This is a genomic window from Streptomyces sp. NPDC048291, from assembly GCF_043201715.1.
Taxonomy (GTDB): domain Bacteria; phylum Actinomycetota; class Actinomycetes; order Streptomycetales; family Streptomycetaceae; genus Streptomyces.
The window spans coordinates 208,106-223,193 of the sequence record NZ_JBICZC010000012.1 but is presented as its reverse complement, the minus strand read 5'-3'; the positions used below and the strand labels follow the sequence as shown (position 1 = coordinate 223,193).

Annotated in this window: 10 protein-coding genes and 1 riboswitch; of the genes, 7 read left to right on the top strand and 3 right to left on the bottom strand. The window is 74.2% G+C overall.

Features of this window, described 5'->3' with window-relative positions:
- Window positions 1-50: 50 nt before the first annotated feature.
- Window positions 51-1,367, bottom strand: coding sequence for a lipase family protein (locus tag ACGF5O_RS31630; RefSeq protein WP_393813301.1), 1,317 nt, complete (start codon window positions 1,365-1,367; stop codon window positions 51-53).
- Between the two features lie 282 nt (window positions 1,368-1,649).
- Here ACGF5O_RS31630 and ACGF5O_RS31625 point away from each other — a divergent pair, with 282 nt between their 5' ends.
- Window positions 1,650-2,303, top strand: coding sequence for a lipoprotein (locus tag ACGF5O_RS31625; RefSeq protein WP_393813300.1), 654 nt, complete (start codon window positions 1,650-1,652; stop codon window positions 2,301-2,303).
- A 10-nt stretch (window positions 2,304-2,313) separates the two neighbouring features.
- On the opposite strand, the gene ACGF5O_RS31620 is transcribed toward ACGF5O_RS31625, so the two are convergent.
- Window positions 2,314-4,308: a DUF1996 domain-containing protein gene (locus ACGF5O_RS31620; RefSeq protein WP_393813493.1), complete on the bottom strand. Its 1,995-nt coding sequence runs from the start codon at window positions 4,306-4,308 to the stop codon at window positions 2,314-2,316.
- A 407-nt stretch (window positions 4,309-4,715) separates the two neighbouring features.
- Window positions 4,716-4,891, top strand: a riboswitch (cyclic di-AMP (ydaO/yuaA leader).
- Between the two features lie 10 nt (window positions 4,892-4,901).
- Here ACGF5O_RS31620 and ACGF5O_RS31615 point away from each other — a divergent pair.
- Complete coding sequence (locus ACGF5O_RS31615; protein WP_393813299.1) at window positions 4,902-7,241, top strand: NlpC/P60 family protein; 2,340 nt, start codon at window positions 4,902-4,904, stop codon at window positions 7,239-7,241.
- 23 nt (window positions 7,242-7,264) lie between these two features.
- Here the strand turns inward: ACGF5O_RS31615 and ACGF5O_RS31610 are convergent, their stop codons facing one another.
- Window positions 7,265-8,323: an NAD-dependent epimerase/dehydratase family protein gene (locus ACGF5O_RS31610; RefSeq protein WP_393813298.1), complete on the bottom strand. Its 1,059-nt coding sequence runs from the start codon at window positions 8,321-8,323 to the stop codon at window positions 7,265-7,267.
- A 264-nt stretch (window positions 8,324-8,587) separates the two neighbouring features.
- Between ACGF5O_RS31610 and ACGF5O_RS31605 the strand changes: the two genes are divergently transcribed.
- From ACGF5O_RS31605 to ACGF5O_RS31585, 5 genes are all read left to right on the top strand, one after another.
- Window positions 8,588-9,952 carry an FAD-dependent oxidoreductase gene (locus ACGF5O_RS31605; RefSeq protein ID WP_393813297.1) on the top strand — a complete coding sequence of 455 codons (1,365 nt, stop codon included), beginning with the start codon at window positions 8,588-8,590 and terminating at the stop codon, window positions 9,950-9,952.
- Between the two features lie 312 nt (window positions 9,953-10,264).
- Window positions 10,265-11,416, top strand: a complete 1,152-nt coding sequence (locus tag ACGF5O_RS31600) for a hypothetical protein (protein ID WP_393813296.1) — start codon at window positions 10,265-10,267, stop codon at window positions 11,414-11,416.
- A 40-nt stretch (window positions 11,417-11,456) separates the two neighbouring features.
- Complete coding sequence (locus tag ACGF5O_RS31595) at window positions 11,457-11,741, top strand: YkvA family protein (protein ID WP_393813295.1); 285 nt, start codon at window positions 11,457-11,459, stop codon at window positions 11,739-11,741.
- A 21-nt stretch (window positions 11,742-11,762) separates the two neighbouring features.
- Entirely contained in the window at window positions 11,763-12,449 is a 687-nt protein-coding gene (locus ACGF5O_RS31590) for a 2-phosphosulfolactate phosphatase (RefSeq protein ID WP_393813294.1), read from the top strand.
- A 98-nt stretch (window positions 12,450-12,547) separates the two neighbouring features.
- A complete protein-coding gene (locus tag ACGF5O_RS31585; protein ID WP_393813293.1) occupies window positions 12,548-15,055 on the top strand; it encodes a SpoIIE family protein phosphatase in 2,508 nt (835 codons plus the stop codon).
- Window positions 15,056-15,088 lie beyond the last annotated feature (33 nt).

Genomic DNA, 15,088 nt, shown 5'->3' with positions numbered 1-15,088 from the left:
GGCGGCACTCGGGGTTGTACGGGCACGGCCGCACGGGCACGGCCGCACGGTCAGGGCTGGACGGGCAGGCTCCAGCAGTTGGAGCCGGCCGGCAGGCCGGAGAGGCGGGCGGTGAGCCAGGCGACGGCGTCGCCCTGGTCGGTGAGCAGGGGCTCCAGGTGGTTCAGCAGGGCGCGGCCCGCGTCCGGCAGGAGGACCGGCACGTAGGTGACGTCCGCGCCCTCGGCACACCAGTCGACGGCGAGTTGCCGGGCCTGCGCGTGCGGGACGAGGTCGTCGCTGACACCGGTGGCCAGCCGGACCGGGCTCGCCGGCGCGGTCCTGCCGATGCGCTGTTCGTCCAGGAAGGCCCGGAGCGCGGGCTCCTCGGCGACGACCTCGGAGATGGAACTGCCGTCGTTCGTCCAGGCGGTGCTGTGCTGGGAACCGTAGGCGAGGAGCGCGTCGCCGACGCACATCGTCGACAGGTCGGCGAGGGCGGCCCGGCCCGCCGCGCCGAGGTGGGCGTCGACGATCGGCGCGAGCGCCGGGTCGGCCTGGACGAAGCCGTTGACCGCCCAGCCGAGGGCGCCGGCCAGGTCGCTGCCGTCGATGGCCGCGGTGACGGCGGTGAGGTCGGCGGGCGGCGCCCCGGCGTAGCTGCCGGAGAGGGTGATGTCCGGGGCGTAGGCGGGCTGGAGCTCGGCGGCCGCGGCGGTGGCGCCGCCGCCCTGGCTGTAGCCGAACAGGCCGACCCGCGAGGCCGCGGTGACCGAGGCGCCGGGGAGGTTCCGGGCGGCGCGTACGGCGTCCAGGACGGCGTGGGCGCCGTCGAGCCGGTTGACGTAGGTGTGCAGCCGGTCCGTGGCGCCGAGTCCCACGTAGTCGGTGACGACGACCGCGACGCCCTCGGTGAGCAGCCGGTAGATCGACAGGTCCTCGTAACCCACCGACACCGTCTGGCCGTTGAGGAGCAGCGGGTACTGCAGGCCCATCGAGGCGGCGCACTGGTCGCCCTGTCCCATGGTGCCGGGGGCCAGCGCGACCAGCGGGCGGGCGCCGGGGCCCAGCCAGGGGGCGGCGGGCTCCAGGTAGGCGCCGGTGACGGCGACGGGGTCGCCCGCCGAGTCGGTGGACTTGTACATCAGGCGGGTCGCGGTACCGGGCAGCGGGCCGGACAGGCTCGGCAGGCTCAGGGCCAGCGGGAGGGGTTCGGTGCGGACGAGGGCGCCGTCGGCCGTGGGCAGGGTGGCCGGCGGGTCGTAGAAGGCGGGGATGGTGACGCCCCGCGAGACCTCCGCCTGGGAGGCGGTGGCCTGCAGGGTCTGCAGACAGAGGCAGGCGGCAGCGGCGACGGCGGCGGCCAGCAGGCGAGCGCGGACGGGCATGGGGGAGGACCTCCTGGACGTGCGTGGACGTGGGAGGTGGTGCGTGGGGACCCGGGCGATGCCGGGTGACGGCGGTCCCGGTGCGGCTGCCGGGACGCGTGGCGGCTCTCCTCGACGGTAACGAGCGGGGGTTACCGGCGGTACCGCCGAGTAGGTTACGGTTCAGTAATGTGACGCGACGTCAACCACGATCGTCCGCGCCTCTCGCGTACGACGGTGTCGGCGCCCTCGGTCGGCTCGGTTAGAGTGACCGCCCTGTGTCGTACCAAGGGGAGGTAAAGGGTGGGGACCCACGGGGGCGGAGTGGTGCTGACCGGGCTGTTCGTGGCGCTGCTTGCGGGCTGCGGCGCCACGCCGCGGGCCGTCGAGGTGACCGAGTCGGGTCACGCGTCCGGTGCGGCGGCGCAGCGCGGGGGCTCGATCGGCGCCGCCGGTTCGGCCTGTGAGCTGCCGGTGGTGTTCGACATCGCCAAGGGCTGGCAGGCGGAGGCCGTCGACGCCCTCGGCGCCGTCGCCTCCGCCGGCACCGACGACGACGTCACGGAGGAGGTCGTGGACGGCCTGCTGCACCAGGGGCCGGTGGCCATGGCCTGCGAGGTCGACGCCAAACCCGCCGGGAACATCGGCTACCTGAGGGCGTGGACCGGCAGCCCCGGCAGCGGCGACGCGCGCGCCGTGCTCCGGGCATTCGTGGCCGCCGAGCGCAACACGAGCGGGGCGACGTACCGGACCTTCACCGCGGGCGGGCTCTCCGGGATACGGGTCGACTACCTGTACACCAGCAAGCTGCTGGAGGAGACCAAGAAGGAGTCCGCGCTCGCCGTGGTCACCCCGAAGGGTCCCGTCGTACTGCACCTGGGCGGGCTCGACAGCGCGGAGCACGACGAGATGCTCCCCGCGTTCGAGCTCGCCCAGGACACGCTGCGCAGCAGGTGAGAAGGGCCCGTCAGATCCGGTTCCGCTTGGTGCGCCAGAGCAACGCGGCCCCGGAGGCCAGCAGCAGGCCGCCGAAGACCGCGGGCCACAGGTGGGCGCCGGTCTCGGCGAGACCGCCCTGGACGGCCTGGGGCTCGGTCTGGGGCTCCGTCCCGGAACCGGCGCCCGGGCTCTCCTGACCGGCCGGGACGGCGACCGCGGTGCCGGTCGGCGCGGCGGTGCCATTGGCGGCGGGCGCCTCGGTGTCGGGCCGCTGTGTCGGCTCGCTGATCACGCCGCCGCCGGACGACTTCGTGGTCGACGTCTTCTTCGGCGACGGAGTCGCGTAGACCCTCGGCAGTTCACTGCCGCCGGAGCCGGAGCCGGAGCCGGGAGCGGTGGCGGTCTCGGTGGCCGGGGTGCCGGCCGGCGGCTCGGACGAGGGCTGGTCGGCCGGGGGCTGCTCGGACGGCGGCTGCTGGGTCGCCGGCTCGGACGGCTCGGCGCTCTGCGACTCGGCCGGCGGCTCGACCGGGCTCGCGGTGTCGCTCGGCTGGGACGGCTCCGCGCTCTGGGTCGGCGGCTGCTCGTCGGCGCCCGCCCCGCAGGTGCGGCCGGAGTTGATGCAGTCGACCATCTTCCGCATCAGGCTGTCGTCGAAGACGTTGATGAAGTCGCCGTGGTCGGTGACCGGCTTGTGCAGCTGCTCGGGGAACGAGTCCACCGCGAACAGCGGGACCGTACGGCCGCCGTCCTGGAGGCTCGGCGCGTCCACGGCGTAGACGATGCGCTGCACCAGCTGCGGGATGGCCTCGAAACCGGCCGGGCAGCTGCCGTCCGCGGCCTCGAACGCCACGTGGGTGCGGTGGTTGGCGCTGTCGATGTTCCGGCCGTCCCAGCAGCTCTGGAACCTGAACGTGCGCACGACGTCGCTGCCGGAGGGGCAGAGCGGGTACTTGTCCTTGAGCTGCCGGTTCTCGTAACCGGTGCAGCTCCAGGAGGCGTTGGCGTTGGCCGGGCCGTTGACGAACGCCTTGGCGTCGCCGGTGATGATGCGCAGCAGCCGCGGCATCTCGGTGACCTTGGAGGTGGGGTTGCCCTCGAAGGTCAGCGTGACCTCCTTCGCCGTGACGATCTGCCCGGCGTTGCCCTCGGTGCCGCCGCCCGGCTTGTCGGCGTCCCGCTCCTGCTTGCCGTTCTGCAGCCGCAGCACCGGCCAGTAGTACGTGGACCTGTCGCCCTGGTCCGCGCAGCTGGTGTCGGCGTTCGCGAGGTCCTGGTCACTGGCGAAGGCGTTGTTGGACTGGTTGCCGATGTAGTCGTGGAAGTGGTGGGCGCCGTTGGAGACGCCGGGCGCGACGATCACGTTGTCCGAGTTGAACAGGCCGTTGGCGTTGACACCGCAGCTGGAGGAGAAGGTGCCCGTGGAGCCGCCGGACTGTTCGGCCGGGGTCGTGACGTTCGGCTGGACCGAGGTGATGTCCGCGTAGTCGGCGGCGACCGGCCCGTTGCCGCCCTGGCCGCCGGCGCCGGTGCCGGCGCTCTGGCTCGGCGCCGCGCTGTCCTGGCCGCCCTGGCTCGGCGTGGCGCCGCCGGTCGGGGTCGCCGACTGCCCGTCGCCCTGGTTCGAGGAGCGCAGGGTGCAGGCGGCGAGGTCGTCGAGGCCCTGCGGGCGGTCGCCCTCGCGGCCGATGGCGTCGGCGATGCGCTGGATCGACTCGGACCGCTTCTCCTTGAGCGGGTCGATGATCGACTGGCCGGCGAAGCCGGGGTCCTGCTCGATCTCGGCGGCGGACTGCGTGAGTTGCTGGTAGGCGGCGGCGATCTGCTGGTCCAGCTGGGCGAGTTCACGGTCGACGTCGGCCCGGGCGCCGTCGGGCACCGCCGTCAGCCTGCTGCCGATGTCGGGGCAGTAGATCGTGGGCGCGGACAGCACCTGACCGGTGGCGACCTGGTCCTGGCCGCCGCCGTTCTCGGTGGCCGAGGCATAGACGTTCACCGCGACCAGTCCTCCACCGCCGAGCATCAGGGCGACCGCTGCGAAGGTCGCTCGTTGTGCGCCGGTCGGGCGTCTGCGCCTGTTGCGTCTCAAGGTCGTTCCCCTGCGTGTCGTGGGCGGCCGGGCATGGAAATCCCCGGCCTAATACGACAGCCGGCGCCACGGTGTTCAACGGACCCACGAATTCACGGTGACCTCACAGGAAGCGGGTGTCCCGGAAGCGGCGGAACGCGACCGACGGCAACGCCTCGGTGACCCTGCGAATGCACTGGATGCGCGCCAAATGCCGTGCCGTACGGTCGAGTTCCGAACGCTAAGACGAACATCACAAATACGTATCGGACATTAGCCACTTCAACCTTCACACGAGTGACACAAGTTGGCTAAGTTGACGGGCAAGCCGTTCGGCTCCCCCCGGCGATTCCCGTCGGGCCGCGCGGCCTCCGCCGAGTCCGGTGCCCCTCAGGGGCGGATCCGGAGCCGGGGACCCAACCGATCACTGGGGTGAATCGGCCGGTCGTCCGCAAGGACAGCGGCCGTAGGGCATGCCTTCCGGATTCGACCGCCCGAACCCGACAGCTAACCCGGTAGGCGGAGTACGGAAGGAGCACGACCCCTCAATGGCGCCCGAAAGCCGTGACGAGGTTCGACAGCGGATCGACAGCCTCTACGACCAGGCCGAGAACGCCACCGGGAACTACAACGCCACCCGTGCGATGAGCGGGGGCTCGCGCTCACGCGGTGTTCCGCTGTTCAAACGGACCCGTCGCGACGACCCGGGCCTCGACAACATCGCCAGGGAGTGGTTCGAGGGGGCGCGTTCGAGGCTGGGGCCGAGCGTTCCGGCCGCGCTGCCCACCGACCGGCAGCCCAACCGGCCCGGCCCGCGCCGGCCCCTCAGCGCCATGGCCGCCGACCTGCTCGGCCAGCTCGAGGACTCCGGCCCGGCCCGGCTGGAGCTGACCGCGGGGCCGTCCGCGCAGAGCGAGATCGAGGTCGTCCGCGAACTGCCGTCGCGCCCGAGGCTGGAACTGACGGCGGGGCCCGCCGCGGCGGTGCCCGCGGTGCCTTCGGGTGCGCCGAGGGCGCTGCCCGCCGCCGGGCCGCAGCGGCCCACGCCGGGTGCCTCCAAGACCAAGAACCAGCTCAAGCTCGCCAAGGCGCGCGAGGTGCTGTCCCAGCGCACCGGGCAGCGCGCGATCGCCGCCCTCGACCCGGCGCCGGTCCCGGTCCAGATCCCGGTCGCCCAGGCCGCTGGGCCGGCGCCCAGCCCCTGGCCCACGCCCGAGGCGCAGGCCCCGGCGCAGCCGTGGCAGGCTCCCCCCGTCGGCATACCGAACCAGCGCACCGGCAGCGGTTCCTTCCGGGCCGACTCCCGCGCGGCCACCCGCGCGCTCCCGGCGGTGACCGAGACCGGCGGCATCCCGATCGTGTCCCCGTCGGACACCGGCACCTTCCGCATCATGACCCCGGGGGGCGCCGACAGCGCCCCGACGCGCGCCGCAGCCGACTCCACCGGCTTCCGTGTCATGACCCCCGGAAGCGCAGACAGCACCCCGCCCCGCGCCGCGGCCGACTCCACCGGCTTCCGCGTCATGACCCCGGGCGGCTCGGGCGGCGGGACCTACCAGACCGGGCCGGCCATGGACGCGGGTGCCGCCCAGGCTCCGGCCCCGTCCCCGGGGGACTCCGGCTCCTTCCGCATCATGACGCCGGGCGCCACGGGCTCGTTCCCGATGCCGACCCCGGCCGACGGGGGCACTTTCCCTGCCGCGGACCCCCTGGGCGCGAGCGTCTTCCCGACGGCGGATCCCATGGCGAGCACCAGCGTCTTCCCGACCGCGGACCCGATGGCGAGCACGAGTGTCTTCCCGACCGCGGCTCCCACGAACACGGGCGCCTTCCCGACCGCCGACCCCATGAACGGCGGCGGCGCCTTCCCGACCGCGGCGCCCGCCGTTCCCCCGGCCGCTCCCGCCCCGATGGACCTCGGCGGCTATCGGGTCATGTCGCCGAACGCGCCCGCCGCCTACGCCGACATCCCCCCGGCCGCCGCCGACACCGCCTACGCCAACGGCGCGTACCCCGCGGCGGCCCCCGCGGCCCCGATGGCCGCCATGCCGCCGGCCGCGCCCTTCGCCGCGGCACCCGCCGCCGACAACATGTACGGCACCTACGCGGCAGGCATGCAGCCCGCCGAGGGCGCCTACGCCTACGCCGCCACCACGGCCATGCCGACGGCGATGGCAGCGCCCGCCGCCGCGATGCCCGCGCCGATGACCATGCCCATGCCCATGCCCATGGCAGCACCGATGCAGGCCCCGATGGCAGCGCCCCCCGCACCGGCCGCGCCCGCGATGCCCGCGATGCCGACGGCCATGACCGCGCCGCCCGAGGCGATGATGGCCGCCGCGCCCGCCATGGCGATGCCCATGGCCGCGCCCGCCCCGGCCGCCCCGGTCTTCACCCCCCCGCTCCCCACCACGCCCCTGCCGACCGCACCCGCGCAGGTCGCCGCACCGGTGCCCGCCCCGGCCGCCCCGGCGCCCGGCGCCTACGCCGACCCCGCTGCCTTCGTCCAGCCGGGCGCCGGGGCCGAGCCGGGCAAGGCGATGAAGGCGCTGGCGTTCGCGCGGGAGCAGATCGGCCGGCCGTGTGTCTGGGGAGCGACCGGGCCGGGGGCGTACGACGCCAGCAGCCTGACCCAGGCGGCCTGGCGTGCCGCCGGCGTGTCGCTGCCGCGCACCGCGGCGGAGCAGACGCTGGCCGGCACCCCGATCACGCTGGCCGCCGTCGAACCCGGTGACCTGGTCTTCTTCTTCGACGACGACAGTCACGTGGGGATCTACGCGGGTGGCGGCGCGATGGTGCACGCCCCGAGCCCCGGGGCGCTCATCCGCGAGGAGTCGATCTACAACGCCGGGGAGTCGGCGATCCACCGGGTGATCCGCCCGGCCTGACCTCCTGTCCCCGGCGGCCGGGCTCAGACCCTCCGCCGCCTGGTGCGCCAGCTCTCGTGGTGGTCCAGGAGGGTCTCCTCGACGGGCCGGTAGGCGAGGCCCAGTTCGCGGACGCTGCGGCCGTTGTCGACGCGGAAGCGGATGCCGAGATGCTTGCGTATGTAGTCCTGGGTCAGGCCGAAGAGCGGGCCCAGGACCCGTACCGGCCCGTGCGGGAGCGCGGCGCGCGGCAGGCGCGGGTCCCAGGGGTGGCGGGTGCGGATGATCCGGGACATCTCGTGGAAGGACGTCATCGTCTCGTTGGCCACGATGTAACGGCCCCTGGCCGCCGGGTTCTCCGCCGCCGCGATGTGCGCGTCGGCCACGTCGCGGACGTCCGCCGTGGTGAAGCTGAAGTCCGGGGCGCCGTAGCAGAAGTAGCCCTTGAACAGCTCGTCGAGCAGGAAGAGGCTGCCGGACTCGGAGGCGGGCGTGAGGGAGGGGCCCAGGATGAGGCCGGGGTTGATCGAGACCAGGCGCCAGCGCTCCTGGGCGGCCTCGGCGTCCCGGGCGGCGCGCTCGGCGACCGTCTTGGCGTAGTGGTAGGGGTTGTTCGCCACCGTGCTGGTGGTGTTGAAGTACTTCTCCGTCAGCACCTCGCCGGCCATCCCACGGACGTCGGCGTAGTCGCCGAAGATCGCGCCCACCGTGGAGGTGAGGACCAGGGTCGTCACCTCCGGCGTGCGCTCCACCCCGCCGAGCACGTTGCGGGTGCCGAGCAACGCCGGGTCGACCACGTCCCGTTGGCCGTCCCTGATCCGTTCCGGCATCAGGAACGGCGAGGCGACGTGGAAGACGGTCGCGCAGCCGGCGAACGCCTCGTCGAAGGAGCCGTCCCGGAGCAGGTCCGCCTCGAAGAGGGTGAGCCGGCCGGGGAAGGCCTCCTGGAGCTCCCACAGGGGCCGCACCTTCGTCGCGTCGGAGGCGCGGCGGACGGTCGCGCGGACCCGGTACCCGCGCTCCAGCAGCCGCCGTACCAGATGGCTCCCGACGAATCCGCTGCCGCCGGTCACCGCGACGGTCGTCTCCCCGCGTGCCTGCACGCCCTCACCCCTCGCCCTCCGGCCACCGCGCCTCGGTGCGCCGCAGAGGACAGGGTGGTGCATGTGACGGGTACTCGCCAAGCACCGGGAGGCCGCCAGCAGCTTCGGCAGCCATAAGCCGGACCCGATACACCTCATAAGATCGGCTTATGAGGTCATAGGGCGGACCCGCGTACTAACTTAGGACTGCCTTAGTTTAGGCTTCCCGTTCGAGATCGATTGTCTTCACTCGATCGATTGACACCGCTCGAAGGGAACCTGATCATGCCGCGCCCCCTGCGGGTAGCCATCGTCGGAGCCGGCCCCGCCGGGATCTACGCCGCCGACGCCCTGCTCAAGTCCGCGGTGGCCGCCGAGCCCGGCGTGTCCATCGACCTCTTCGAGCGGATGCCCGCCCCGTTCGGCCTGATCCGGTACGGCGTCGCCCCCGACCACCCGCGCATCAAGGGCATCATCACGGCCCTGCACCAGGTCCTCGACAAGCCGCAGATCCGCCTCTTCGGCAACGTCGACTACCCGACCGACATCAGCCTCGACGACCTGCGCACCTTCTACGACGCGGTGATCTTCTCGACCGGCGCGACCGCCGACCGCGAGCTGCGGATACCCGGCATCGAGCTGGACGGCTCCTACGGCGCCGCCGACTTCGTCTCCTGGTACGACGGCCACCCGGACGTACCGCGCACCTGGCCGCTGGAGGCGGAGAAGGTCGCGGTCCTCGGCGTCGGCAACGTCGCCCTGGACGTGGCCCGCATCCTCGCCAAGACCGCCGACGAGCTGCTGCCGACGGAGATCCCGCCGAACGTCCACGACGGCCTGAAGGCCAACAAGGCCCTCGAAGTGCACGTCTTCGGCCGCCGTGGCCCGGCGCAGGCGAAGTTCTCCCCGATGGAGCTGCGCGAGCTGGACCACTCCCCCAACATCGAGGTCATCGTCGACCCCGAGGACATCGACTACGACGACGGCTCGATCGAGACCCGGCGCGGCAACAAGCAGGCCGACATGGTCGCCAAGACCCTGGAGAACTGGGCGATCCGCGACGTAGGCGACCGCCCGCACAAGCTCTTCCTGCACTTCTTCGAGTCGCCGACCGAGATCCTCGGCGAGGACGGCAGGGTCACCGGCCTGCGCACCGAGCGCACCGCCCTGGACGGCACCGGCAACGTCAAGGGCACCGGCGAGTTCAAGGACTGGGAGCTCGGCGCGGTCTACCGCGCGGTCGGCTACCTCTCCGACAAGCTGCCCAAGCTGCCCTGGGACATCGAGTCGGGCACCGTCCCGGACGAGGGCGGCCGGGTCGTCGAGGAGTCCGGCGGCCACCTGCAGTCGACGTACGTCACCGGCTGGATCCGGCGCGGCCCGGTCGGCCTCATCGGCCACACCAAGGGCGACGCCAACGAGACGGTGTCCAACCTGCTGGACGACTACGCGGGCGGCCGGCTGCACACCCCCGAGGCGCCCGCGCCGGAGGCCGTGGACGCCTTCCTCGCCGAGCGCGAGGTCCGCTTCACCACCTGGGAGGGCTGGTACAAGCTGGACGCCGCCGAGAAGGCGCTGGGCGAACCGCAGGGCCGCGAGCGCGTCAAGCTCGTCGAGCGCGAGGACATGCTCCGTGAGAGCGGTGCGTGAGGCGCTGAGGCATGAGCCCTGAGGCATGAGTACCGAGAGGGGCCGGCGGACCGCCGGCCCCTCTCGCGCTCTTCCCGGTCGCGGGAACGGGGCCCGTCCCTCAGCGGATGGGCGGGCGGGCCCCGGTCCCGGCACCATTCTCCGGGGCCGGCCGGATCGGGGGCACGGGTGAACCGGCGTCGCATGGCGCACTCGGTCCGCGCCCCGGGTGTGGGGCGCACTCGCCGTGCGCGGGCGGCCCCCGCCCTATGAGACACGCTCCCGGGCGGTGATACTGGAGGACGCACTCCTCTCCCACCAGCAGATTGGCCCATGTCGAACTCCGCCGCCGACCGTGCCGTCCTTCCGCCGACCGTCTGGGCCGCCCGCGGCCGTCACACGGGTCCGGACTCCGAGGGGGTGATCCGCAGGATCCTGCGCCGCCGCAAGGAGACCGGTGCCCTCGACGACTTCGCGGAACCCCCCGTGCCCGAGGACTCCGCCCGGCAGGTCCTGGAGGCCCGCTGGCGCGTGGCCGACGGCACCGTGACGGTGCGCGCCCGGCTGACCCTCGTCGCCGACCTCCAGGGCCGGCAGGCGGGGCGCGAGTGGCAGCTCGTCGCCGAGGCCGACCGGCCCTGGGACGAGGCCTGGCCGTCCCCGGCGGCGATGTTCTGGCCCGACGGCGAGGAGGCCGGTGACGGCGGCGAGGCCGCCTGGGACTACCACCCGGCCGTGGCGGGCGTCAGGCTCCGCACGGTCAACCCGCTGCCCGCCGACGACAAGGACATGCGCCGGGTGCTGCGGGACGCGGCGAAGGACGCCTGGTGCGTCAACCTCGTGGTGCACGAGGCGATGACCCCCGACGCGCTCGGCCGGCTGCCGCTGGTCCGGCAGCTGCCGCCCGGCCTCGCGCACCGCGTCGTGGAGCACCGGGCCGCGCCCCAGCAGTTCCGTGCCGTCAACTGGGCGCTGCGCGACCTCGGGGTCGAGATCCCGCGCGGCGGTGCCGTGCTGCTGCCCCCGGACCCGGCACCGTCGGACTTCGACGCCCGGGAGTACGCGGTGCGCAGCGTCTTCCTGGACGGCTCGGAGCCCGCCGAGCTGATCGCCGTCGTGCGCCGGCTCGCCGCGCTGCCGAAGCCCGCGCCGCAGGGCGCCGAGGAGGCGCTGGCGGATCTGCGGGACAACTGGACCCTGATGACGCCGGCGGAGGAGCTGGCGCGTGAGCGGAAGCGCGTCGCGCAGTACGCCGAGGCGCTGGAGGCCATGACCAGGTCCCGCGACCTGTACCGGGAGGCCGCCGAGCGGGCCGGCGAGGCGCTCGCCGCCCTCCGCGACACCCCGGCCCCGGCCGCACCCGCGCCCCAACCCGCCTCCCCCCTCCAGCAGTTGACCCGCGCCTTCAAGGGACTGCGGGCCCCGAAGGAGAACGCGGAACCGGCCGCCATGCCCGGGGACGAAACCGGGAAGACGGACCAGTGAGAGACCCCGGGCCGGATCGGGGCCGTACGACAGGACAGCCATGGACACCACCACGACCGTGCTCGTGATCTGCGCGATCGTCGCCGCGGCCCTGCTGGCCGGCGCCGTCGCCGTACTCGTGCGGTTGGTCCGCACCCGGCGCACCCTGCGCCGGGCCGGGCTGCCGACCGGCTCGCGCTGGGTGTTCTGGGGTGCCGTCCTGTACCTGGTGCTCCCCACCGACCTGCTGCCGGACCCGATCTACCTGGACGACATCGGCGTCCTGCTGCTGGCCCTGCGCTCGATGCGCGCGGCCCTGCCGGCGGCGGAGGACCCGGAACTCTGACCGACCGGGGATGATGGGGTGATGCGCGCCACGTTCACCGGTGTCCCCGGTCTGTCCGCCACGCCCGAAGTCGCCGTCGTCGTCGACGTGATGCGCGCGTTCACCGTGGCGGCCTGGGCGTTCCGCAAGGGCGCCGAGCGGATCGTGTTCGCCGAGACCCTCGACGAGGCACGGGAGTTGAAGGCCCGTCACCCCGGTTGGCTGGCCTTCCAGGACGGCCCGGTGGTGCCCGGCTTCGACCTGGCCAACTCACCGGCCCGGCTGCGTGCGCTGGACGTCGCGGGCCGCACGGTCGTGCAGAAGACCACCGCCGGGACGACCGAGGCGCTCGCCGTCGCCGGAGCCCGGCTGCTGCTCTGCGCGAGCTTCGTGGTCGCCGGGGCCACCGCCGCCGTGCTGCGCCGCGAGCGGCCCGCGGCGGTCACCTTCGTGGTCACCGGGGACGGCGGGCGGGCCGAGGAGGACCTGGCCTGCGCCGAGTACATCGCCGCTCTGGTGACCGACGGCTCCGTCGCCCCGGGTCCCTTCGTGGAGCGGGCCCGGCACTCCGGCGGGGCGGCGCGGCTCGCCGAGGGCGTGCGGCTCGGCCGGGAGGGCGTGCACCCCGAGGACGTACCGATGTGCCTGGAGACGGACACCTTCCCGTTCGCCATGGCGGCCGGCCGGGAGGACGGTCACCTGGTGCTGCGGCCGGTCGCAGCGGGCTGAGGCCGGCCGAGCCGGGCCGTGGGGGTGCGGGTTCGGGCCGTCGTGACGCATTCTTGCTGTGTCACCCACCCGGCGGTGCGCGGACGAGGCAGGACCCGATGACTGGGAGCGGCGAGCACGTGGGCCGGGCGCGTGAGCGGCTGACCGCGCTGCTGGTCGAGGCCTCGACCGGCGCTCTGGGCGCGGCGGGTGCCCACGTCGCCGGGGTGTACCTGCGCTCCGGCACCCCCGGGCTGCTGCGGCTGGCCACCCTGGTGGGACTCCCCGGCCGGCTGTTCAAGCCCTGGTGGCGACTGCACGTGGACCGGCCGTTCCCGGTCGCGGACGCCTACCGGCTCGGTGTCCGGGTGGTGCTGCCCAGCGCCACGGAGATGGTGCGCCGCTATCCGCAGTTCGCGGCGGGCCTGCCGTTCCAGTTCGGTTCGGTGTACACGCCCGTGCCGGGCGCGGAGCCGTCCTTCGGGGTGCTCACCGTGCTGCTTCCCGGTACCGCGGACACCGTGGACGAGCTGCCCGACCTGGACCGGCTGTGCAGGCTGGCCGAGGGGCTGGGGGCCGGACTGCGCGAGCTGGTGGCCGAGGAGGGCGACGCGGCGGTCGCCTGGGAGGGCGAGCCGGTGTGCGTACGGCCGCCCGCGCCCCGGCCCGGGCCGGCCCGGGTGGGCCGGTTCACCTGGGATCCGGTCACCTCCGCGGTGCACGCGGACGACCGGCTGCACGCCCTGCTCGGCAGGGCGCCGGAGGACTTCCCCGGTACCGGCGTCGAGCTGGCGGTGGCCGTGACGCCCGACGACGCCGACGACGTGCTCACCGCCCTGCACGAGACCGCGGCCGGCAAGCCGCCGCACGCCCCGCTGCGGGTGCGGGCCGCGGACGGCGCCCCGCTCCTGCTGGAGCTGTGGCCACCGCCCGGCGCCGCCGACCCGTCGCTGGTCTCCGGGATCGTCGTCGACCCGGGCCCGGCCACCGACGGAGCGGCCGACCTGCTCCCCGAGGGCGTCTTCTGCCTGGACCGCTCCGGGGTCGTCCGCTACGTCAACCCGGCGGTCGTCCGGCTGGCCGGCCGGCCGCGCTCCGAACTGCTCGGCCGGCCCCTGTGGGAGGCGATGCCCTGGCTGGGCGGGCCGTCCTACGACGACCACTGGCGCGGGGCGCTGCTCGCCCACGGGCCGGTGCACTTCCAGGTCCGGCGCGGGGACTCCGCCGAGGCCGACTTCCTCGCGCTGTCCGTGCATCCCGGCACTGACCTGGTCACCTGCACGGTCGTCCCGGCCAACCGGATGGACCCGCCCGTACACCTGCCCGCGGCGGCCCAGCCGGGCGCGGCAGCCGCGCCAGGGCGGCCCGGCGGCCCCGGCGGGCCCTCGATGACCCCGCTGTACCGGCCGATCGCCCTGGCGATCGCGCTGACCGACGCGGTGACCGCCCGGCAGGTGTCCGCGGTGGTGATGCAGGAGCTGCTCCCCGCGTTCGGCGGCCGGCGGCTGGCCATCTACCTGCTCCAGGACCGGCATCTCTACCTGGCCTGGGAGAACGGCTTCCCGCCCGGCTTCCTCGCCCCGTTCGACGGCGTCGGCCTGGACGCCCACATCCCCGGTGTGGAGACCCTCACCACCGGCAGGCCGCTGTTCTTCGAGTCGATGCGGCGGCTGGCGGACACCTACCCGGGGCTCGCCCTGGACGCCGACGTGGGCGCCCGTGCCTTCCTGCCGCTGATCGCCTCGGGGCGGCCGGTCGGCACCTGCATCCTCGGCTTCGAGGCGGAGCGCGGCTTCAGCACCGAGGAGCGCACGGTCCTGATGGCGCTCGCGGGGCTGATCGCGCACGCGATGGAGAAGGCCCGGCGCTACGACAGCGAGGCCGCCCTCGCCCGCGGTCTCCAGCAGGCACTGCTGCCCCGCCGGCTGTCGGCGCACCCTCGGGTGGAGACCGCGGGCCGGTATCTGCCGGGCACCCAGGGCATGGACGTGGGCGGCGACTGGTACGACGTCGTCGGGGCGGGCGACGGCCTCGCGCTGGTCATCGGCGACGTCCAGGGACACGGCGTGCAGGCGGCCGCCACCATGGGGCAACTGCGCAGCGCGGTCCGGGCGTTCGCGCTCAGCGACCGGCCGCCCGACGAGGTGCTGAGCGGCACCAACCGGCTGCTCATCGACCTCGACCCGGGCCAGTTCGCGAGCTGCTGCTACCTGCGCCTGGACCCCGCGACCGGGCGCGCCCGGATCGCCCGGGCCGGTCATCCGCCGCCCCTGCTGCTCGCCCCGGACGGCCGCACCCGCGTCCTGGAGATCCCCGGCGGTGTCGTCCTGGGCGTGGACCCGCTGGCCAGGTATCCGGTGACCGAGCTGAAGCTGGTACCGGATGCGATCCTCGCCCTGTACACGGACGGGCTGGTGGAGCGGCCGGGCACCGACATCGACGACGGCATCGCGGCGCTGGCGGCGGCGCTGGCCGAGGCCTCGGCGGCGCCGGGGCGGCGCGGCTCCCGTACCCTCACCGGGGTGGCCGACCGGCTGACCGCCATGGCCCGGCACGCCACGGACCGCCCGGACGACGTGGCACTGCTGCTCGCCACCCGCCGTCCGGGGCCCGCGGGCCGGGGGTGACCGGGGCACAACGGGGTATCGGTCCGGTTACCC

Bases quoted from the DNA above. Each gene is read 5' to 3' on its own strand.
- ACGF5O_RS31630 (WP_393813301.1), bottom strand. From the start codon at position 1,367: ATGCCCGTCCGCGCTCGCCTGCTGGCCGCCGCCGTCGCCGCTGCCGCC.
- ACGF5O_RS31620 (WP_393813493.1), bottom strand. From the start codon at position 4,308: ATGCTCGGCGGTGGAGGACTGGTCGCGGTGAACGTCTATGCCTCGGCC.
- ACGF5O_RS31615 (WP_393813299.1), top strand. From the start codon at position 4,902: ATGGCGCCCGAAAGCCGTGACGAGGTTCGACAGCGGATCGACAGCCTC.
- ACGF5O_RS31605 (WP_393813297.1), top strand. From the start codon at position 8,588: ATGCCGCGCCCCCTGCGGGTAGCCATCGTCGGAGCCGGCCCCGCCGGG.
- ACGF5O_RS31600 (WP_393813296.1), top strand. From the start codon at position 10,265: ATGTCGAACTCCGCCGCCGACCGTGCCGTCCTTCCGCCGACCGTCTGG.
- ACGF5O_RS31595 (WP_393813295.1), top strand. From the start codon at position 11,457: ATGGACACCACCACGACCGTGCTCGTGATCTGCGCGATCGTCGCCGCG.
- ACGF5O_RS31590 (WP_393813294.1), top strand. From the start codon at position 11,763: ATGCGCGCCACGTTCACCGGTGTCCCCGGTCTGTCCGCCACGCCCGAA.
- ACGF5O_RS31585 (WP_393813293.1), top strand. From the start codon at position 12,548: ATGACTGGGAGCGGCGAGCACGTGGGCCGGGCGCGTGAGCGGCTGACC.